Origin of the sequence: Lentzea sp. CA-135723 (genome assembly GCF_050936595.1) — a bacterium.
In the GTDB taxonomy this organism is placed as follows: domain Bacteria; phylum Actinomycetota; class Actinomycetes; order Mycobacteriales; family Pseudonocardiaceae; genus Lentzea.
In genome coordinates, this window is record NZ_JBNJMK010000002.1 from 146,109 (window position 1) to 165,898 (window position 19,790).

The following is a 19,790-nucleotide window of genomic DNA, read 5'->3' on the forward strand; positions in this document are numbered from 1 at the left end:
CTCACACGCAGTTGAGTTCGGGCCGCGCCTGGTCGGCGGCGAACCGGGAGGCGTTCAACGCGGACACGTCGACGAAGGGCTCGCGGCCGAGCACGAGGTCGCGCACGACCTCGCCCACCGCGGGTCCCTGCAGGAAGCCGTGCCCGGAGAAACCGGTGGCGTAGAAGAAGTTCCCGGCCGAACCGATGAGCGCGTTGTGGTCCGGCGTCACCTCGTACAACCCGGCCCACCCGTCGCGCACGCCCACGTCCAGCAGCCTCGGCGCACGCCTGCCGATCGCCTCGGTGAGCCGCGGCAGCCACGCGTCGGACATGTCGAGCTTGAAGCCGGGCGTCTCGTCGGGGTCGGACATGCCGAACAGCAGCCCCGGACCCTCGCGGTGGAAGTAGAAGGTGCTGCCGAAGTCGATGGTGAAGGGCGTCACCCGATCGTGTAGCTCCGGCATGGGTTCGGTGAACATGATCTGCCGTCGCAAAGGGGAAACCGGCAGGTCGACGCCCACCATCGCGCCGATCTTTCGGGACCACGCGCCGGCCGCGCAGACGACTTTCCGCGCCGAAACGGCCCCGCTGCCGGTCTCCACCCGAAAACTGTCGGACCCCGTCCCTACTATCGATTCCACGGTCGTTCGAGTGCTGAAGCGGGCACCGAACCGGCGGGCAGCGGTGGCGTAACCGAGGACGACGGACTCAGGCGTGCAGTGGCCGTCGTCAGGAGAGAACGCCGCCGCGAGCAGGCCGTCCGCCTCGATCAACGGCGACATCCGCCGCGCTTCCTCGACAGTCAGCATTCGACTGCGCACGCCGAGGGAGTTCTGGAGGTCGACGTTGCGCTCGAACGCCGTGACGTGGTCCCGAGAGGAGAGGAGGAAGAGGTAGCCGACCTGGTGCAGGTCGATCACCTGCCCCGGACGCTGCGGAAAGCGTTGGAACAGTTCGATTGAGCGAGCTCCGAGCCTGATGTTCAGTTCGTCGGAGAACTGGGCGCGCACCCCACCCGCCGCTTTGCAGGTGGAGCCGGACCCCAGATCATCCTTCTCCACGACCAACACGTCGCGGACTCCTGCCTCGGCCAGGTGAAAGGCGATGGATGTGCCGATCACCCCGCCGCCGATGACGACGACCTCTGCCTGAGCGGGCAGCTCAGGCGAGGCGGAAGTCAAGGTTCGCCTCGATCGCGAGAGTGTCCATCTGCGCTTTCTGCAGCTTCCCCGAGTAGTCCCAGTTCATGGACTGCCAGCGGGTGAACTGGTCGAGCACCCACACGCCCGACTGCCGGGAGCCGTTGCCGCTCTTGCCGTTGCCGCCGAACGGCAGGTGCGCCTCGGCCCCGGACGTCGAGTTGTTGACGCTCACCATCCCGGCGGAGATGCCGGCGCGGAACCGGAAGGCCTTGTTCGGGTCCGTGGTGTAGATCGAGCAGGAGAGGCCGTAGCCCGGCTTGTTGCCGAGCTCGATCGCCTCGTCCAGGTTCGAGTACCTCATGACGCCGACGATCGGGCCGAACGTCTCCTGGAGGAAGAGCTCGTCGTCGTCGCGCACACCGGAAACGATTGCGGGGTGGTAGAAGAAGCCGTTCTCACCGGTGAAGCCGTCGCGCGGGCTGGCGGCGGAGATGCGGCCGGTCGGGCCGTGCACCGCGTGGTGCTCGCCGATCCAGCCGAGGTACTTCTCGTACGCCAGCGCGAACTTCTCGTCCAGCAGCGGTCCGTAGAGGACGTCGCCGGTCGGGTCGCCGACGCGGGCGCCGGCGACGGCCTCGGTGAACCGGGTGAGGAACTCGTCGTACCGCGACTCGTGCACGATCGCCGTGCCGAGCGAGGTGCAGCGCTGGCCCGCGGAGCCGAAGCCGGCGAACAGCGCGCCCTGGACCGCGAGGTCGAGGTCCGCGTCCTCGGTGACGACCATCGGGTTCTTGCCGCCCAGCTCCAGGCACGGAGTCTGGAGGTGGCGTCCGCACAGTTCCCCGATGCGCACACCGACCTCGCTGGAGCCGGTGAAGCCGACCTTGTCGACGAGGCCCTGCCGCAGCGACTGCTCCAAGCCGGTGAACGTCTCCGAGCCCTCGGCGAAGACGATCTCGAACACGCCGCCGGGGATGCCGGCGGCCTGGAACACGTCGTAGAACGCCTGGGCCGAGGCGGCGGAGTACTCGGCGGGCTTCCACACGACCGAGTTGCCGCACAGCAGTGCGGGGACGATGTACCAGGACGGCACGGCGACGGGGAAGTTGCCGGCGGTGATGATCGCCGCGACGCCGACCGGGTTGCGGAACGTGAAGAGCTGCTTGTCGGTCATCTCGGAGGGGACCGTCTGCCCGTAGAGGCGCCTGCCCTCGCCGACGAAGAAGTCGCAGGTGTCGACGATCTCCTGGACCTCGCCGCGGGCCTCGCCGATCGGCTTGCCGATCTCGCGGGTCACGAGCTGCGCCAGGGGTTCGAAGTTCGCCTCGACCAGGCGGCCGATGTTGCCGATGACCTGGCCTCGCACGGGTGCGGGCACGCGTGCCCACGCGCGCTGGGCGGCTTTGGCCCGGTGGGCCGCGTCGACGAAGGCGCGGCTGGTCGCGAGCTCGATCTCGGCGACCACGTCGGAGGTGTTCGACGGGTTCGTGGAGATGTACTGCATACCTCCACCCTGGTGGGCGGGCGGCGGATGCGCCAGAGGTCGCAGAATGAAACCTCGCGACGTTGAGCATAAGCTCGCCTGGTGCTCAATCCGGTTCATCTCCGCACGCTCGTCGAGGTGGTGAAGGCGGGGTCGTTCGCCGAGGCCGCACGGCGCCTCGGCTACACGTCCTCGGCCGTGTCGCAGCAGATCTCGGCGTTCGAGCGGGCGGTCGGCGTGACGCTCTTCGAACGTGAGGCGCACTCGATCAGACCCGCGAGCGCCGCCCTGCTGATCGCCGACCGCGGCGGCGAGCTGCTCGCCGCGTTCGACGGCTTCGAGCACGAGGTGAAGGCGATGGTGCAGGGCCTGCGCGGCCGCCTGCGCATCGGCACGTTCCCCACGGCGAGCGCGCGGATCGTGCCGCGGGCCCTGGCGCGCCTGCAGGCGGACCTGCCGGGCGCAGAGATCCGCCTCGACGAGGCGGAACCGGACGACGTGCTGCCGCTGGTGCTGACCGGCGAGCTCGACCTGGCCCTGGTGTACGCGTACGACCTGGTGCCGAGGACGTGGCAGGAGGAGCTGACGGTGGTGCCGTTGCTCGACGAGGCACTCCTGGTCCTGGTGCCGGCCGGGCACCCGGCCGCGAAGAACAACGTCAAACTCGAAGACCTCAGGGACGAGAGGTGGATCGCCTCCCGCGACGGGACCTCCGGCGTCACCTGCCTCACCAGGCTGTGCGCCGCGGTGGGCTTCGCGCCGCGAATCGTCTTCCGCAGCAACGACTACGAGGTCGTGCAGTCCCTGGTGGTGGCGGGCGTCGGCGTAGCGCTGGTACCCGCGCTCGGCTACAAGGAGCTGCCGGGCACGCACGCGATGCCGTTGCGGCACAAGCCTTTGCGCCGGCACGTGTACGTCGTCCACCGCACAGCGAACACGAACCCGTTGCTCACCGACGCGCTGAACGCCTTGCGGGATGCGTGCCACAACACCGCAGGTGGCCACATGAGCCGGCCATGACGGGCGCCCGCCGCGCGGGCACCGTTCTGACCAGGCGAAAAGCGGACGAGCACGGGGATCGCGGCTGCTTTGGTAGCGGTATTCACGGTGTTCGTGGCGGAAGTGCCCGCGCACGCTGTTCCTCCCGCCACGCCGGACGCCGCCAAGCTGAAGGCAGACTTCACGCCTTTGCTGAGCAAGCAACAGCACGAAGTGAGGACCTGTGGCCGGCACGGCTCCGGACCCCGACGAGAAGAAGGCGCTCGTCCAGATCGCCTCCGGCACCGAGGAGGACTGGAGCGAGGCAGCCGCCGTGCCGTCCACCGGTTCGGGCCCGGTGGTCGACCACGAGCTGCTGGCCGTGTTCGACACCGCCGTGAGCAGGCGTGAGGCCGACAGGACCGAGCTGGCTCGCGGGAGAGCTGGGACCGGGTGCGTCTGGCTGGGGCTTCACCCGCCTGCGCCGGCTGGAGCCGGTCCGGCAACGCGGGCCAGCTGCGCACAGGCGCTGGTCATTCGCCGGTTTGGCCGTCCGCCAGTTCGCGGAGCAGGTCCAGATGGCCCACGTGGCGCGCGGTCTCCTGCGCCACGTGGGCCAGGATCCAGCGCACGGTGCGTTCGCCGTCGGCTGCCACGGCTTCGGGAGAGAGCTTCCTGACCGCCTCGGCGTTCGCCCATTCCTCGCGGTAGGCATGGATGAGCGATGCCGGGGTGTCGTCGTCTTCGAGGTGCCACGACGGGTCCGGGTCGCCCTCCCACAGCGACGGCAGGTCGAGGCCCGCGCCGGCGATGCAGAGCCAGTAGCGTTCCACGGCCGTGAGGTGTTTGAGCAGACCCAGTGCGGTCAGGCCGGGGGACGTGGCGATGGGGGCCGCCACGGCCTGGTCGCGGGTCAGGCCGTCCACCTTGAGCACGGCGGTCTTGCGCAGGAAGTCGAGGAACTCCCAGGCGAGTGCGGCTTCGTCAGTGGCGAGCTTCTCGGGCCAGGTTCGGGTCACCGGGTGAGTTTGTCAGCTCAGTAGTAGTGGCGGAGCTTTGGCCAGAACGCGTCCCACGGTTCCGTTGGGGCCGTGCACAGCTTTAGCTCCGTGCCGTCTTCTTCGTTCTCCACCGGGTTCTTGTGCTCGGCGACGACCTCGCAGTCGGTGAACGGTGGTTGGGCGAAGCCGACCAGCAGGACCTTGTCGGTGGTCACCTGGGGTGGTCCCCAGTCGTAGAACGACATGTGGCCTGAGTAGACCGGGATGCCCGCGTGGGCTTCCACGGCGCCTGCCTGGCCGTAGTTGCGGGTGATGACCACGGGATGGTCGTTGTCCTGCCAGGCCTTCTTCACGGTGGCGGCCAGTTCCGGCCAGCCGACCTGTTCGCCCTGTTCCGGGTTGACGGCGACGATCGGGGTCAGTGCGCTGGGCGGCAGGATCGGCAGCGAGATGACCGCGGTGGCCACGACGCTCACCGCCGCGAGCACTCGTCCGCTCGTTCTGTTGCGCAGCAGCCATTCCTGGGCCTGGGCGGCGCCCGCGGCCGTGAGCACGAGCAGGAGCGGGACCGCGTAGTAGGGCTTGCCGCCGGTGATCAGGCACAGCGCGCAGAGGATCGGGTAGGCGAGTGCGATCGACCGGAACGTCCTGTCGCGCCACAGCTTTCGGAAACCCTGGAACCACACGGGGACCAGGACCGGGGACAGCAGCAGGACCTGCATGGGGACGAACAGGACGCGGTTCTCGGTGCCGTCGTCCTCGCTGATGCCCTGGGCGACGGTGAGCAACGGGAAGTCGTGCAGCGCCTGCCAGATCACGACGGGAGCGGCGAGCACCGCGCACACCGCGACGCCCGCGAGGAGCCACCACGTGCGCAGGACGGCGCGCGGTCCCACGGCGAGGAGGGCGGCTCCCAGGGACGCCACCAGCAACAGCAACAGCCACTTGTTGGCGAGGCCTACCCCTGCCGCCGCGCCGATGGCGAGCCACCAGCGGCCGTCGCCGGACTTCAGGAGCCTGACCGCGAAGTAGCCGAGGAGGACCCAGACCAGCAGGTCCGCGGTGGCGGTGGAGAGCATGTGGCCCACGGCCAGCACGAAGCTCGACGTGGCGGAGGCGGCGGCCGCGAACGTGGTGCCGCCGCCCAGTTCCTTCGCGATCAGGGCGACCACGACGGTGATGCCCAGCGCCAGCAGGGTGGCGATCACGCGGAGACCGACCGGGGTCTCGCCGAACACCTCCGTGCTGAGGCGGGCGAGGAACGGGGTGACCGGGGGCTGGTCGACGTAGCCCCAGTCGAGCCGTTTGCCCGCCGCGAGGAAGTAGAGCTCGTCGCGGTGGAAGCCGTAGCGGCCGGACAACGCGGTCAGCACGACCGCCTGCACGATGAGCACGATCCTGAGCCCACGTCCCATGTGCGGGACGGTACCCACGAGGTGCCTGATCAAGTAGAGGTTTTGCGGTACCAGCGCGGGGAGGTGTTGATCGGCGGCTGGAGGCGCGCGTTGACGACGATCATGCGCGGGCCTTCGGCGGCGAGGGCGGGCCCGAGGTCGTCGAAGCCGCCGAGCGTGACGGCGGGGATGCCGAAGCTCTCGGCCAGCCTGGCGAAGTCGGGGCGGGTGAGGTCCACGCCGCTGATGGCGTGGTTCGCGACCTGCTGGTCGTAGCGGAGCATGCCGTAGCCGCCGTCGTCCACGAGGACGATGGTGAGCGGGAGGTCCTCCTGCCTCAGCGTCGCCAGGTCCCCGCAGGCGAAGAGGAAACCGCCGTCGCCGACGACCGCGACGGCAGGGCCGTGCAGCGCCGCGCCGATGGCCGCGGGGAAGGCGAAGCCGAGCGTGCCCCAGCCGACCGGGTAGGCGAGGCCGCGTGGCCTGGTGACGTGGTGGAAGCCGCCGATCCAGTAGCCGGGGATGCACATGTCGGCGACGATCGTGGCGTCCGTGTTCTCCAACGCGCGCAAGAACTTCACGGCTTCGGGGGAGTCGGCCTCCGCCAGTGCGCGGACCTCGGCGTTGAGCGCGGCGACGTCGGCGTGACCCGGCCGTGCGGGCAGTGCGGCCGCCAGGGCGGTTGTGACGGTCGCGGCATCGCCCTCCAGCGTGACGTCGGCCGGGTAGTTCTTGCTCGCCTCCGCCTTGTCGATGTTGACGGCGAGCAGGGCGGGTGGCTTGGGCTGCAACCAGTTCTGCGTCATCATGCCGTCGAAGTCGGTGCCGATCGCGATCACCAGGTCGGCGTCGTCCCAGAGCTTTCCGACGGGCGGCGCGTGCACGGGGCCGCGCACGACGTGAGGGTTGTCCGTCAGGCCACGTGCGCCGTACGTCGTGATGATCGGCGCATCGAGCTTGTCGGCCAACGCGCCGATGGCAGGTCCCGCACCGGAACGCGCCGCGCCGCCGCCGGCCCAGATCAACGGCCGGACGGACCCGTCGATGAGGGCAGAGGCTTCGGTGAGGTCCACGGCCGAGTGCACGGGAGCGGGTTTCGTGACGGTGTGGCCGGCGACCTCGGCGGACAGGAAGTCCGTCGGCACGCCCAGGTAGACCGGGCCATGTGGACTGCGGAGTGCCTGCTGGACGGCCTTGTCGGCGTACGACGGGAGTTCCGCGGCCGTGGGAACGTCGAACGCCGCCTTGGTCACCGGGACGAACATCGCCCGCTGGTCGCGCGTCTCGTGCAGGACGCCGCGGTGCACGCCGGGCCGCCGGAGCGTGGACGGGATGTCGGTGGCGACCACGAGCACCGGGCTGCCCGACGCCCACGCCTCGCCGGTGGCGCCCAGGGTGTTCGCGGCGCCGGGGCCGGTGGTCACGATCGCGACGCCCAGCCTCCCCGTGCTGCGGGCGTAGCCGTCGGCGGCGTAGACGGCCGTCTGCTCGTGGCGCACACCGACCATGCGGATGCCGGTGTGCCGTCGCAGCGCCTCCCAGATCGCGAGGTTGTGGACGCCGGGGAGGCCGAACACCACCTCGACGTCGTGCGCGGCCAGGACGTCCAGCAGGCTCTCGGCACCCTTGGGCATGTGTCCGACGCTAAGGCGCGCTTACGACGCGGGCAATGGATTGACAGCAGGTCTGGTGCTCAGCGCCACGTTCGCTCACGGCCTCCAGTCCACCTGGGACGGTGTGAACGTTCCGGCCCGCGAAACCTCGTTCGAATCGCGGGAAACACAATTGGGGCCGCCGCGCGAGCCTTCCCGAATTCTGGACGAACGTTCAGCTTTTTCGTCCTCCAGGCCGAATTGGTTGCGCGGGTCGGCCGACACCCGAGATGGACCCGACGGCCGAGTGCGTGACCGGAGGCCCAGGTACGGCGATCGAACGCCCGTGCGGCATTTCCGGCCTCGCGCGGCTTTTGTTTCGGCGGGATTCACGGGCTTGTGAATTTATGGCCCGATGATTGACCTGTGAACTGTGTCCAGGGAGTAGCCCGCTGTGCCACCATGTGCGCGACCGCACGACCTGGGGGTGGAGATGCTGTACTTCGGTGGGCTGTTCGGAGTGGTGATGATAGGGCTGACGATCTTCGCGGTCGTCGACGTCATCACGAGTGACGACGGCGCAGTTCGTCATCTGCCGAAGATGATCTGGCTTCTCCTGGTCCTGCTGTTCCCGTTGGTGGGTTCGATCGCGTGGCTGATCGCGGGCCGTCCGGTGGTGGGGACCGGAAGGGTGCGGTTCGGAGCCTTCGAACGCGGTACGCCCGCCTATCCCGAGTACGACCGGCCGGGGCGGTTCGCGGCCACCAATCCTGACGACGATGAGGACTTCCTGCGCCGCTGCCGTGAGCGCGCGGAGGAACAACGACGCAAGGGACGCGAGAACCAGTGAGGATAGTCCTGCTGTTCTTGGTTGTTCTGCTCGCCGGTTGTGGCGGAAACGCGCAAATGGCGGCACAACCCCCCACTCAGCCGTCCACTTCGGACAAACTGGCGCCCGCCGACTTCCAGGCGCTCTGGTGGACGTGGGCCTCCCAGCCCTCCGGGAGCAACCCGGTGTCCGACACCTCCGGGCGGTACTGCATGCGCGACCAGCCCGTCGAGGTCTGGCTGCTCGCCGGGTCGCTCAGCGCGGGCCCGGTCGAGCGGCAGTGCCGCGTGCCGGCCTCGAAGCCGTTGCTCGCGCCGGTGGTGAACCTCGCGAGCGACGTCGCCTCCTGCGAGACGTTCATGAAGGGCGCGCAGGGCGAGGTGCTGATGGACGGCTCGACGCAGGCGCTCACGCGGGTGACCGCCACGCCGTTCACCTACGAGGCGCGCGCGGGCAACCCGTTCGGCGGCCAGACCGGCCGGACCAACTCGGTGGGCTGCGGCCTCTACGCGTGGATCTCCCCGCCCGCGTCCGGCGAGCACGAGCTCGTGATCCGCGGTTCGGCGAACGGCAAAGAGGTCGACGTGAAGTACAAGCTGATCGTGGGCGCCGACTAGAAAATCAGGTGCGCTTGTCCGGTACCGTGGTCAGTGGCGTCCGAGCAGACGTGAGGCTGGAGCCGCTCCCCGGCAGTGAGCGGCACGTTCCGCCGCAGTGTTCAGCAACTCCTGCTCGCCGAAGCGAACCGACCACGTAGACGCGTGACTCATGCGTCCTTGTCGTGCCGAGCCGGGCGGCGGAAACGAGGACTGCTGTCATGGCACGTCTGTCCATCACGGACCAGCTGGCCGATCTGCGGCGCACCTACACCGGCGAGAACCTGTCCCAGGCGGTCCCTGCCGTCCGCGACGGGGGCTCGTCCCTGCCCGCGGCCGCCACCGAGGCGCAGGTCCGGCTCGAGGCCAAGGTCCTGCTCGCGGCCTGCACCGCCGCGAGCATGCTCCAGCTGATGCCGCCGGCGAGCATCGTCAGGCCCGCCCACGCGTTCCGGACGGTGGAACCGGGGGAGCCGCCGAAGCTGCACCTGAACGACAGGGCTCTCGGCCCGCTGCTGTTCGAACTGCTGCCGCGCACCGAGGGTGGCTTCGGCATGGGCGTCGCCGGGCTGGAGCACCGGCAGCACCGGCGGTCGGCCGAGCTGACCACCGGGGACGCCGCGGTCGTGCTGGCCGGCGTCGACGAGAACGCGTGGGACCTCGGCATGCGGTACGTGCGCTGGATGCACGAGCACCGCGGCGTCGAGTACACCGACGGCGGCGGTACTGACGAAGAGGTCGCGGAATCGGCCACTGGGAGCGCTCTCCTGCGCCGGGTACACCTGTGGCATGAGGCCAGCTGGTTGCGAGCACTCCCGATGGGCGGCGCCTGGTTCGTCGAGTGGGCGGGCGGCCCGGCCGAGGACGAGATCAGGACCGCGCTCGCCCACCCCGGGTTCGGGATCGGCGGCCGGACCACGTTGCGGCGTCAGGACGCGCCGGCCCAGGACGTCGAGGAGGGCATGCGGACCTATCCGTGGCCCGAGGAGTTCGTGTCTGCCGTCACGGCCGGTGACCCTGATCAGCGGCCTGACCGCCGGTAGACTGCGCTTTCGCCCGCAGGAACGATCGTCAGGAGGACCCCGGTGACCCAGCAGGCTGCCGAGGCCCAGTCCGAAGCCACGCGCAAGGCCCCTCGCGTGCTCGTCGCCGAGGACGAGGCGCTCATCCGCCTCGACCTCGTGGAGATGCTGCGCGAGGAGGGCTACGACGTGGCGGGCGAGGCCGCAGATGGTGAAGAGGCCATCAAGCTCGCGACCGAACTCAACCCCGACCTGGTGATCCTCGACGTGAAGATGCCGAAGGTCGACGGGATCGAGGCGGCGCAGCACATCGCGGGCAACCGGATCGCGCCCGTCGTGATCCTCACCGCGTTCAGCCAGCGCGACCTGGTCGAGCGCGCCCGTGACGCGGGCGCGATGGCGTACCTGGTCAAGCCGTTCGCCAAGCGGGACCTCGTGCCCGCGATCGAGCTGGCGATGAGCCGGTTCAGCGAGCTGGCCGCGCTGGAGCAGGAGGTCGCCGGGCTCACCGAACGCCTGGAGACCCGCAAGACCGTGGAACGGGCCAAGGGCATCCTCATGACCAAGCAGGGTCTGAGCGAGCCCGAGGCGTTCCGGTGGGTGCAGCGCACCGCCATGGACCGCCGCACCACGATGAAGGCCGTAGCGGAGGCCGTCATCGAGAACTTCGGCTGAGTCAGTTCTGGCCGAGTTCGAGCCACACGGAGTCCGTCTGCCGCCCCGGATCCTCGGGGCGCAGGCGGACTTCGACGTTGTGGCGGCCGGTCAGCGCGAGAGTCAGCTCGTGCCGGCCACCTATGCCACCCGGAATCGGCATGGTCGCCGCGAGAGAGTTGTCGACGTACACCTCATAGCCCGCTATCGGCGCCACTGAGCGTGCGTGAGCCGCGTCGAGGGTGATCACCAGCACAGCATCGTTCGGGCCCTTAGCGGTGATCTCAGCGGTCATCACGGGCAAAACGGGCGGTGGCTCGGGCGGTGCGAGGGCGAGCTTCGTCTCCGACCGGCCCGGCACCTCGAAGTAGCTCTCGACCACCTCGGCCTGCGCCGCGTCCGGCATCCGCAGCACGAACGGCGTCAGCGCGTCCGGCCCGGCGGTTCCCAGCAACTCGGCCGGCAGGTCTCCTGCCAGCGACAACTCGGCGCCCTCTGCCGCGGACCAGCCGCTCACGACCGGCCGCAGCGGCACCCGCGCCGACCCGAGCTGCGCGACCACGGCGTTCGGATCGCCGCCGGTGCCCAAACGCACCGTTGTCCTGAGACGCGCCGAGGGGGCTCCACGCAACGGTGCGCGCGCCACGCCGATGCCCGGCGCCGCCTCCTCCGGATCGAGCACGCGCAACGTCCCCGCCACGATCTTGGTGTCGATCGCCTCGGCCTCGGGGCCGCGCGACCCGGAGATGCCGACGGTGTCGATCTCGACGCGTCCCGGATAGCCGGGTGGAGGCGTCACGCCGATCAGCACGCTCGCCTCCCGCCACCGCGGTACGACGGGGAGGGTCGCGATCCGGGTGCCGTCCTGAAACACCTTCACGTCGTTATCTGTCAGCACCGCTTCGAATCGATGCAGAACGCCCGCGCCGCGCGTTCCGGGGGCCACGGAGTCGTCCACCACCACGCGCACCGCATCAGCAGGAGGTATGGGTCCGAGGCGGTCGGGCGTTCCGGGCAGCAGGTCGAGCACGAGCTTTCCGCGCGGGCCGGCCGCGTCCGTGACGACGACGACCCGGCCGCGTTCCGGTGCCTCGGTGAGACGCAGCAACGTCCGTGCGCGCAGCACGGCGGTGTCGTTGCCGCACGGCATGTCGAGCACCAACCGGCCGTTGGACCCCGAACTCGGGTTCACGCACCCCTCGCGCGCGCTCAGGTGGTACCGGCGGGCCAGGAACGTGTCGTCGAAGTCGTCCAGCCAGCCGCCGACCGCTCCGCGCCAGCTGTCGTCACCCGGCCGTTCCTCCGCTCTGACCGGCGCGGACCGCTGCCCGAACGCGTCCACGGAGCGGATCTCCGGCCGTCCGGAGCCCGGGATCTCCGGCGACGCGACGAGCCTCCCGCCGACCTCGTAGCCCACCGCGCCGTCGACGGGAAGCCATTGGACACGTCCGCCGCTGCTCCATCCGGAGGACGGAGGGTTCGGCCGTGCCGGTCGATCTGGAACAGAGACGTAATCCGCTGTGTACTTAGTTAAGCGAACGGCCTCTGAACTGGGCTTCTTCGCGGCATCATCGTGGGTGCGCAGGGCGAGCACCGCGGCCACGAGAACCGCGGCGGCACCGACTGCGGTGATCACTCGACGACGCGGAGTCATACGTCCACGTTATGACAGCCGTCCAAAGAGTGAACGAGAGTTACCGTCTGTGACATTCCTTAAACCAAACATAACGCCGAGTTGCGTTATGGTCACGAGCCCATTGGCTTTGATGACTGCGGTCACAGTCATCGCCTAGGTTCCGGCCATCCCTCAGGAGAGGGTGATGGAGCGGTGCGCGGAGATCTCGCGTTGCCGGGAGCAGGGATATAGGAGGGACATCACGTGCGTAAGCACTCTGTGAAGTCCGCAGCGATCGTCGGTGCCTCGCTGCTTGTTCTCGCAGCCTGTGGCTCGAACAAGACCGAGGGCGGCGGCACCAGCGGGGGCAGCTGCGACACGTCGAAGGGCACTCTGACCGTCGGTGTTGTCGCCCCGTTGTCCGGGAACCTGTCCGCTCTCGGCCTCGGCATCAAGCAGTCCGCCGAGCTCGCCGTGGACGAGGCGAACAAGAAGTGCACGGTCCCCGGCTTCAAGCTGACCGTGTCCGCCCAGGACGACGAGGCCAACCCCGCCAAGGGTGCCCAGGCCGCCACGAAGCTGTCGACCGACCCGAACGTCGTGGGTGTCGTCGGCACGCTGAACTCGTCCGTGGCCCAGACGGTGCAGCCGATCCTGCGGGACAAGAAGATCCCCCAGGTGTCGCCCGCGAACACCAACCCGTCGCTGACCAGGGGCAACGACTTCCTCACGGCCCCGAAGCGCCAGTTCGACAACTACTTCCGCGTCTGCACCACCGACGACCTGCAGGGCCCGTACGCGGCCAACTACCTCGTCGAGAAGGCAGCCAAGAAGAAGATCGCCATCATCACCGACGGCAAGACCTACGGTGAGGGCCTGGCGGCCGAGCTGCAGAAGCAGGTCACCAAGAAGGGTGGCACGATCGTCGGCTCCGAGAAGGTCGGCGAGAAGGACACCGACTTCTCCGGTGTCATCTCCAAGATCAAGGCGCTCGCGCCGGAGGCCGTCTACTACGGCGGTGAGTACCCGGTCGCCGGCCCGCTGTCCAAGCAGATGAAGGACGCCGGTCTCGACGTTCCGCTGATGGGCGGCGACGGCATCTACGACGGCAAGTTCATCGAGCTCGGCGGCAAGGAGGGCGACCTCGCCACCTCCGTCGGCGCGCCGACCGAGTCCCTGGCCACGGCCAAGGCCTTCGTCGAGGCGTACAAGGCGAAGTTCGGCAAGGAGGACTACGCCGCCTACGGTGCGTTCTCCTACGACGCCGCGAACGCGATCATCGGTGGTCTGGCCAAGACCCTCGAGGGTGGTTCCGCGTGGGACGACTCGAAGCGTGACGCGATGCTGACCAACGTCGGTTCCTACAGCGGTTCCGGCGCCACGGGTGCGGTCAAGTTCGACCAGTACGGCGACAGCACCAACAAGGTCCTGACCGTCTACCAGGTCACCGGTGGCAAGTGGAAGGACGTTCAGACCGGCGAGTTCACCGGCTGATCGACTACCCAATACTGATTGAGCCACGGCGGGGGCGGGCGTTCTTTGCTCGCCCCCGCCGTCTACGGAGGTAGTCGTGTCAGTCCTGCTCCAACAGCTGGCCAACGGGGTGATCCAGGGTGCGTTGATCGCCCTGATCGCTCTCGGGTACACGATGGTGTACGGCATCATCCAGCTGATCAACTTCGCCCACGGCGAGGTTTTCATGGTGGCCTCGTACGGAGGCCTCGCCACGTTCACGCTTCTTCCTGACGATCTCAAGAAGTCGCCTGCCGTGGCCCTGCCGCTCATGTTCGTCGGCGGCATCCTGGTGGCGGTCCTCGTCGCCGTGATCATGGAACGGTTCGCGTACCGGCCGTTGCGCGGCGCGCCCCGCCTGGCGCCGCTGATCACCGCGCTCGGCGTGTCCGTCTTCCTGCAGGAGGCTGTGCGCGTCTTCTACCCGAACGCCAAGTCGAACCTGCCCTACCCGAAGGTCTTCCCCGAGGGCAACCTGACGCTCGGCCCGGTCAACATCGCGTGGACCGGCGTGCTCCTGGTCGCGCTGTCGGTCGGCCTCGCGGTCATCCTGCAGACCTACATCAACAAGTCGCGGATGGGCCGCGCGATGCGCGCGACCGCGCAGGACCCCGACACCGCGAAGCTGATGGGCGTCAACCCGAACCGGGTGATCGTCCTGACGTTCGTCTTCGGTGCCGTGCTCGCCGGTGTCGCCGGCATCATGTACGGCGGGTACCTGAACAACATCAACATCGACATGGGCTTCCAGACCGGCATCTTCGCCTTCACGGCGGCCGTGCTGGGCGGTGTCGGCAGCATTCGCGGCGCGGTCATCGGCGCGTTCATCATCGGTCTGATCAAGACCGTGTCCGGGCAGTACATGCCGGGTGGTACCCAGTACGACTACGTGTGGATCTTCGTCGTGCTGATCCTCGTGCTCGTCTTCCGCCCGCAGGGTCTGTTCGGCGAGCCGGAAAGGGTGCGCGCATGAGCACGGTTGACAGTTCTGCGAAGCGTTCCGCACTCGCACCGCTCGGCAAGCCGTTCGCGATCGCCGGTGGCGTCCTCGCCATCGTCGCGGCACTGCTGCCCTGGGTCACGTTCAGCCTCAACGACGGCAACTGGCCCGACAAGTCGACGCTCCAGTTCTTCGACGCGCCGTTCCTGGTCACCGGCTTCCGCTGGCACCTGCTGGTGCTCGGCGTGCTCGTCCTCGTCGCGACCTTCGCGCCGATCCCGTCGCGCGGCCGGGTCGTCCGGGCGCTCGGCTGGGGCGTCGCGCTGGTGTCGTTCATCAACGCCGCGTACATCACGGTCAAGGGCGGTGGCCTCGCCGCCATCACGGCCCTCGACGGTGCCACCGCGTTCGGTGGTGTCGTCGGCCTCGTCGCCGGTGTCCTGGTGATCCTCGCCGGGTACGGCATCGGCATCGAGCCGGTGCAGGACTGGAAGATCAAGGTCTCCACCCCGGTCGCCTACCTGGTGCTGCTGGTGTCGTTCGGCGCGGTGCTCTACGCCGTGGCAGCGATGCTGACCACCGGTGGCGTCGGCACCTCGAACCCCTACGCGGGCGCGATCTTCCTGTCGTTCCTCGGGTTCGCCGCGGGTCTGCTCGCCGCGCTGAGCGGCGTCGGGTTCGTCCGCTGGCTCTCGGCCCTGTCCGAGCAGCACCGCGTGTTCAGCGTGATCGTGCTGGCGGCGTGCGCGCTGCTGCTGCCGTTCACCGACGCGGGCAACGAGTACTGGATGACGGTCGCGGCGAACATCGGCATCTACGCCGCCACCGCGATCGGCCTGAACATCGTCGTCGGTCTCGCGGGTCTGCTCGACCTCGGGTACGTGGCGTTCATGGGCATCGGCGCCCTCGTGGCGGCGAACTTCTCCGGTGCCGCGACGGCGCACTTCGGCATCACGCTGCCGTTCCCGGTCGCCGCGGTGATCGCGGCCATCGTGGCCGGCATCTTCGGCGCGGTCGTCGGTTCGCCGACGCTGCGGGTCCGCGGTGACTACCTCGCGATCGTGACGCTGGCGTTCGGTGAGATCTTCACCCGTTCCGCGCAGAACAACATCGGTGGCATCACCAACGGCTCCAACGCCATCCCCGGCATCCCGGCGCTGTCGCTGTTCGGCGCGGAGTTCAACCGGTCGATCTCGATCGGCGCCGTGAAGCTCCCCGCGGGTGTCCTCTACTACATCCTCATCGTGCTGCTCGTCGCGGCGACGATGGCGGTGTTCGCGAACCTCAAGTTCAGCCGCATCGGCCGTGCCTGGATCGCGATCCGCGAGGACGAGGACGCCGCCCGCGCGATGGGCATCCGCACCGGCAAGATGAAGATCCTCGCGTTCCTCATCGGCGCCATGCTCGCGGGTCTCGCGGGCGCGGTGTTCGCGCACAAGAACGGCACCGTCTCGTACGAGTCGTTCAAGTTCCTCGAGTCGGTCACGCTCCTCGCTGCGGTCATCCTCGGCGGCATGGGCTCCATCCCGGGCGCCGTGCTCGGTGCGGCGCTGCTGTTCGTGCTGCCCGAGAAGCTGCGCGACTTCGAGGAGTACCGCCTCATGATCTTCGGCCTCGCGCTGATCCTGATCATGCGGTTCCGTCCGCAGGGGCTCATTCCGGACCGGCACCGCCGGGCCGAGCTCGCGGGCGAGGATGTTGACGGTGCGCCGATCGACGAGGCGCACGTCGGGCCGAAGGAGGCGAAGGCGTGAGCACGCCAGTTCTGGAGGCGCGCGACGTCTCGATGGTCTTCGGTGGCCTCAAGGCGTTGAAGGGCGTCACGCTGACGCTCGAGGAAGGCAAGATCGTCGGCCTGATCGGCCCGAACGGCGCGGGGAAGACGACGTTCTTCAACTGCCTCACGGGTCTGTACACGCCGACCACCGGTCAGGTGCTGCTCAAGGGCAACGTCCTGCCCGGCGACCCGGCGAAGGTGACGGACGCGGGCGTGGCCCGCACGTTCCAGAACATCCGCCTGTTCCCCAGCATGACCGTGCTGGAGAACGTCATGGTCGGCCGGCACGTGCGGATGAAGCAGGGCCCGCTGGCCTCGCTGTTCCACGGCCCGGCGTACCAGAAGGGCGAGCGGGCGGCACGAGAGCGTTCGCGGGAGCTGCTCTCGTTCGTCGGCTTGAACAACCTGGACGACGAGCTGTCGCGCAACCTCCCGTACGGCGACCAGCGCCGTCTGGAGATCGCGCGCGCGTTGGCGACGGACCCGGCGGTGCTGCTGCTGGACGAGCCCACCGCGGGCATGAACCCGCAGGAGACGGAAGCGACGCAGCAGCTGATCTTCCGCATCCGCGAGACGGGTGTCTCCGTCGTCGTCATCGAGCACGACATCAAGTTCATCTTCGGACTGTGCGACTCGGTCTCCGTGCTCGTGCAGGGCGAACTGCTCGTCGAGGGCAGCCCCGAGGTCGTGCGGGCGGACCCGCGGGTGGTCGAGGCCTACCTCGGCAAGCCGCCGGAGGAAGTCCAGCACGACGTCGAGGCCGCCGCAGCTGCTGAGGAGGAGCAGGCATGACCGCGCTGCTCGAAGTCCGCAACCTCTCGGTCGCCTACGGCGCGATCGAGGCCGTCCGCGACATCTCGTTCACGGTCGAGGCCGGCCAGATCGTGTCGCTGATCGGCTCGAACGGTGCGGGCAAGACCACGACCCTGCGCACCATCTCGGGTCTGCTGCGGCCGGCGTCCGGCGAGATCCTGTTCCAGGGCAAGCCGATCCACAACGACCCGGCGCACGCGATCCTCGGTGAGGGCATCGCGCACTGCCCCGAGGGCCGCCGGCTCTTCCCGCGGATGACCGTGGAGGAGAACCTGCAGCTCGGCGCCTACGTCCGCAAGGACGACGGCGTGCAGGCCGACATGGACCGCGTGTACGAGCTCTTCCCCGTCCTGGGGGAGCGCAAGCACAACAAGGCCGGTCTGTTCTCCGGTGGTGAGCAGCAGATGCTCGCCATCGGCCGCGCGATGATGTCGAAGCCCCGCCTGCTGATGCTCGACGAGCCCTCCATGGGTCTCTCGCCGATCATGACGCAGCGGATCTTCGACACCATCAAGGAGCTCCAGTCGCTCGGCACCACCATCCTCCTGGTGGAGCAGAACGCGCTGGCGGCACTGGCGCTGTCGGACCACGGCTACGTGATCGACCTCGGCAAGACCACTTTGGACGGTCCGGGGCACTCGCTCCTGGCCGACCAGCGGGTGCGCGACGCGTACCTGGGTGAGGCTCACTGAGGTTTTCCGCGTTGTGGGAGCGGGGCGGGGGAGTTTCCTCCGCCCCGCTTTCGTTTGCCCTGGCTGGGATCCGCGCCCGGGGTGGCTGGCGTGTTGTGCTGGGTCGGAGCGAGGTGGAAGGGGTCGTCCGCCTCGCATGCGTTCAGGTGCGGTCGGGGTGCGTGAGGATGCGTGGCAGGGCCGGCTTGGCGGCCTGGTCGTGGTTCACGGCTGCGCCCGTGCCAGCGGGCGCGTTGTTGGAGCGGGCGGGAGGTTTCCTCCGCTTTCGTTCGCGCTCCCGGGAACCGCGGGAGCTGATCCCGGACCGGTGCGGGCAGTACGTCGCTGGCCGGCCGGCTCCAGGTCGGACCTGGGGGGCGAGCGACCTCAGGTCCTCGCTGTCGGCCGCGGCCCGGAAGAAGCGCCGCAGCCGCCGGGCGGCCTGGAAGTGCTGGTGCTGGAACGGGTTCGCGGGCAGGTCGACGTGCCCGCGCACTGGCGTTCGCGCGCACGCCGGCCGCGAAGACCATCGGTCAGCCGGCCGCAACTTCCCGTGCGTGGGCTTGCTTGCTGCCTCGCGGTCAGGTGCGGTCGAAGGTGGTGAGGATGCGGGGGAGGGCCAGTTTGGCGGCTTGGCCGTGGTTCACGTCCGCGCCCAGGTCTACGAGCGTGCTGCGGGCGTGGCGTTGTTTGAGGCGTTGGTCGCAGTAGGCGGAGGTTTCCAGGAGGGTGTCGCGGTCGCCCGTCGAGGAGTAGATCGTGACGGGGACGCGTGGGCGCCAGTCGCAGGTGCTGTCCGCTTCGCGGAGCTTTGCCTTCAGGACGCCGGTCGGGTGGCGCAGGCGGGCGGCGTAGTCGTCGGTCAGGAGTTCCGGCATCGTCGCCGGGAGGTGGGGGAAGATGTCCTCGTTGCGGTGTTCGCCGTCGAAGAGCTTCTCGATCGACGGGTCGCGGAAGACCTCCGCCGGGTCGTCGTAGAGGTGGAAGAGGCGGTTCCAGGCGACCGTCCAGTACGCCATGTACGCGACGCCGTTGGCGATCTCGCCGTTCAGCGCCTTGCCGACCAGCAGGCTGGGCTGGAACGGGCCGCCGATCGGGGCCAGGGCGCCTACCTCCAGACGCTGGTCGGCGCCGTTCTGCAGAGCCTCGCCCAGCGCCATGGCCGCGTGGCCGCCCTGGGAGTGGCCGGTGATCATGACGCGCCGGTCGGGGCGCAGGCCGCGGGAGGCGGCGTACTCGCGGGCCGCTCTGAGGGCGTCCACGGAGGCCGTGACGGTGGACTTCGCGTCCACGTACGGGTGGAAGCCGGGGCCGGTGCCCAGGCCCAGGTAGTCCGGGGCCGTCGTCAGGTAGCCGGCCGCGGCGAACAGGTAGGTGGCGGCTCTGTCGTTGCCGTCGGCGACGGACGCCACGGAACCCCGGTAGCCGGTGGTGCCGTGCAGCCACGTGGCCTGGCGGGGTGTGCGGTCGCCGTTGCGCGGCAGGGCGACCAGCGCGCTCGCGGTCGTGGGTCTGCCGAACGCGTCGATGGTCCGGTAGGTGATGCGCTTCGCGTCGACGGCGAAGCGGACGCGGGAGGCGTCCAAGGCGTGGTCCCCCAGATACTTGACCAACTGGGTGGTGTCCAGCGTGGACACCGGGACGACGTCGAGGAGGCTGCCGCGAGCCGGGTGCGCGGACGCGGCGGCCGGGACCGAGGCCGCGACCACCGCACCGCACAGGACTGCTGCTGTCAGTCGAGTCGTGAAGGTCATGCGGCCAACGATCTCGGGCTGATCTTGGTCGCACAC

18 protein-coding genes are annotated in these 19,790 nt (G+C 69.1%); 10 read left to right on the forward strand and 8 right to left on the reverse strand.

Translation table 11 applies throughout. The annotated features are described in order from the left end of the window. Position 1: 1 nt before the first annotated feature. Both ACQEU1_RS36580 and ACQEU1_RS36585 read right to left on the reverse strand, forming a co-directional pair. On the reverse strand, positions 2–1,162 hold the full coding sequence (locus ACQEU1_RS36580; protein WP_433212430.1) for an NAD(P)/FAD-dependent oxidoreductase: 1,161 nt from the start codon (positions 1,160–1,162) through the stop codon (positions 2–4). After that, a complete protein-coding gene (locus ACQEU1_RS36585) occupies positions 1,143–2,627 on the reverse strand; it encodes an aldehyde dehydrogenase family protein (protein WP_433212433.1) in 1,485 nt (494 codons plus the stop codon). Before ACQEU1_RS36585 ends, ACQEU1_RS36580 begins: the two co-directional genes overlap by 20 nt. An 81-nt stretch (positions 2,628–2,708) precedes the next feature. Here ACQEU1_RS36585 and ACQEU1_RS36590 point away from each other — a divergent pair, with 81 nt between their 5' ends. Next, a complete protein-coding gene (locus ACQEU1_RS36590; RefSeq protein ID WP_433212436.1) occupies positions 2,709–3,626 on the forward strand; it encodes a LysR family transcriptional regulator in 918 nt (305 codons plus the stop codon). A gap of 491 nt (positions 3,627–4,117) precedes the next feature. Here the strand turns inward: ACQEU1_RS36590 and ACQEU1_RS36595 are convergent, their stop codons facing one another. From ACQEU1_RS36595 to ACQEU1_RS36605, 3 genes are read right to left on the reverse strand one after another with little or no spacing between them, the layout of a single operon-like run. Further along, positions 4,118–4,603, reverse strand: coding sequence for a DUF664 domain-containing protein (locus tag ACQEU1_RS36595; RefSeq protein ID WP_433212439.1), 486 nt, complete (start codon positions 4,601–4,603; stop codon positions 4,118–4,120). Between the two features lie 17 nt (positions 4,604–4,620). Beyond that, positions 4,621–6,000, reverse strand: coding sequence for a glycosyltransferase family 39 protein (locus tag ACQEU1_RS36600; protein ID WP_433212442.1), 1,380 nt, complete (start codon positions 5,998–6,000; stop codon positions 4,621–4,623). Positions 6,001–6,029: 29 nt separating this feature from the next. Beyond that, entirely contained in the window at positions 6,030–7,613 is a 1,584-nt protein-coding gene (locus tag ACQEU1_RS36605) for a thiamine pyrophosphate-binding protein (protein WP_433212445.1), read from the reverse strand. A gap of 451 nt (positions 7,614–8,064) precedes the next feature. On the opposite strand from ACQEU1_RS36605, the gene ACQEU1_RS36610 reads away from it, so the two are divergent. The 4 genes from ACQEU1_RS36610 to ACQEU1_RS36625 all read left to right on the forward strand — a co-directional run bounded on the left by ACQEU1_RS36610 (position 8,065) and on the right by ACQEU1_RS36625 (position 10,693). Then, the gene (locus ACQEU1_RS36610) at positions 8,065–8,421 is read left to right on the forward strand and encodes a PLDc N-terminal domain-containing protein (protein ID WP_433212448.1); all 357 of its coding nucleotides are present in this window, start codon (positions 8,065–8,067) and stop codon (positions 8,419–8,421) included. Between the two features lie 56 nt (positions 8,422–8,477). Further along, positions 8,478–9,017 (forward strand): hypothetical protein, encoded by a 540-nt coding sequence (locus ACQEU1_RS36615; RefSeq protein WP_433212451.1) that lies wholly within the window; start codon positions 8,478–8,480, stop codon positions 9,015–9,017. A gap of 200 nt (positions 9,018–9,217) precedes the next feature. Beyond that, positions 9,218–10,039, forward strand: coding sequence for a hypothetical protein (locus ACQEU1_RS36620; RefSeq protein WP_433212454.1), 822 nt, complete (start codon positions 9,218–9,220; stop codon positions 10,037–10,039). A gap of 42 nt (positions 10,040–10,081) precedes the next feature. After that, positions 10,082–10,693 carry an ANTAR domain-containing response regulator gene (locus ACQEU1_RS36625; protein ID WP_285639166.1) on the forward strand — a complete coding sequence of 204 codons (612 nt, stop codon included), beginning with the start codon at positions 10,082–10,084 and terminating at the stop codon, positions 10,691–10,693. 1 nt (position 10,694) lies between these two features. Here ACQEU1_RS36625 and ACQEU1_RS36630 read toward each other — a convergent pair whose 3' ends face one another. Next, positions 10,695–12,089, reverse strand: coding sequence for a hypothetical protein (locus ACQEU1_RS36630; RefSeq protein WP_433212458.1), 1,395 nt, complete (start codon positions 12,087–12,089; stop codon positions 10,695–10,697). A gap of 462 nt (positions 12,090–12,551) precedes the next feature. On the opposite strand from ACQEU1_RS36630, the gene ACQEU1_RS36635 reads away from it, so the two are divergent. From ACQEU1_RS36635 to ACQEU1_RS36655, 5 genes are all read left to right on the forward strand, one after another. After that, positions 12,552–13,781: a branched-chain amino acid ABC transporter substrate-binding protein gene (locus ACQEU1_RS36635; protein WP_433212461.1), complete on the forward strand. Its 1,230-nt coding sequence runs from the start codon at positions 12,552–12,554 to the stop codon at positions 13,779–13,781. Between the two features lie 76 nt (positions 13,782–13,857). Beyond that, the gene (locus ACQEU1_RS36640) at positions 13,858–14,772 is read left to right on the forward strand and encodes a branched-chain amino acid ABC transporter permease (protein WP_433212464.1); all 915 of its coding nucleotides are present in this window, start codon (positions 13,858–13,860) and stop codon (positions 14,770–14,772) included. Then, entirely contained in the window at positions 14,769–16,493 is a 1,725-nt protein-coding gene (locus ACQEU1_RS36645) for a branched-chain amino acid ABC transporter permease (RefSeq protein WP_433212467.1), read from the forward strand. The genes ACQEU1_RS36640 and ACQEU1_RS36645 overlap by 4 nt, the downstream gene beginning before the upstream one ends. After that, positions 16,490–17,308 (forward strand): ABC transporter ATP-binding protein, encoded by an 819-nt coding sequence (locus ACQEU1_RS36650; RefSeq protein ID WP_433212470.1) that lies wholly within the window; start codon positions 16,490–16,492, stop codon positions 17,306–17,308. Before ACQEU1_RS36645 ends, ACQEU1_RS36650 begins: the two co-directional genes overlap by 4 nt. Next, entirely contained in the window at positions 17,305–18,021 is a 717-nt protein-coding gene (locus ACQEU1_RS36655; RefSeq protein WP_285639176.1) for an ABC transporter ATP-binding protein, read from the forward strand. Before ACQEU1_RS36650 ends, ACQEU1_RS36655 begins: the two co-directional genes overlap by 4 nt. Positions 18,022–18,163: 142 nt before the next feature. Here ACQEU1_RS36655 and ACQEU1_RS36660 read toward each other — a convergent pair whose 3' ends face one another. Together ACQEU1_RS36660 and ACQEU1_RS36665 are read right to left on the reverse strand one after the other, a co-directional pair. Beyond that, entirely contained in the window at positions 18,164–18,496 is a 333-nt protein-coding gene (locus tag ACQEU1_RS36660) for a hypothetical protein (RefSeq protein ID WP_433212474.1), read from the reverse strand. Between the two features lie 85 nt (positions 18,497–18,581). Next, positions 18,582–19,754: a lipase family protein gene (locus ACQEU1_RS36665; protein WP_433212477.1), complete on the reverse strand. Its 1,173-nt coding sequence runs from the start codon at positions 19,752–19,754 to the stop codon at positions 18,582–18,584. Positions 19,755–19,790: the final 36 nt, after the last annotated feature.

Excerpts from the sequence above, each read along its gene's own strand:
- ACQEU1_RS36585 (WP_433212433.1), bottom strand. The coding sequence starts at position 2,627 with ATGCAGTACATCTCCACGAACCCGTCGAACACCTCCGACGTGGTCGCC.
- ACQEU1_RS36600 (WP_433212442.1), bottom strand. The coding sequence starts at position 6,000 with ATGGGACGTGGGCTCAGGATCGTGCTCATCGTGCAGGCGGTCGTGCTG.
- ACQEU1_RS36605 (WP_433212445.1), bottom strand. The coding sequence starts at position 7,613 with ATGCCCAAGGGTGCCGAGAGCCTGCTGGACGTCCTGGCCGCGCACGAC.
- ACQEU1_RS36610 (WP_433212448.1), top strand. The coding sequence starts at position 8,065 with ATGCTGTACTTCGGTGGGCTGTTCGGAGTGGTGATGATAGGGCTGACG.
- ACQEU1_RS36615 (WP_433212451.1), top strand. The coding sequence starts at position 8,478 with ATGGCGGCACAACCCCCCACTCAGCCGTCCACTTCGGACAAACTGGCG.
- ACQEU1_RS36620 (WP_433212454.1), top strand. The coding sequence starts at position 9,218 with ATGGCACGTCTGTCCATCACGGACCAGCTGGCCGATCTGCGGCGCACC.
- ACQEU1_RS36645 (WP_433212467.1), top strand. The coding sequence starts at position 14,769 with ATGAGCACGGTTGACAGTTCTGCGAAGCGTTCCGCACTCGCACCGCTC.
- ACQEU1_RS36655 (WP_285639176.1), top strand. The coding sequence starts at position 17,305 with ATGACCGCGCTGCTCGAAGTCCGCAACCTCTCGGTCGCCTACGGCGCG.
- ACQEU1_RS36665 (WP_433212477.1), bottom strand. The coding sequence starts at position 19,754 with ATGACCTTCACGACTCGACTGACAGCAGCAGTCCTGTGCGGTGCGGTG.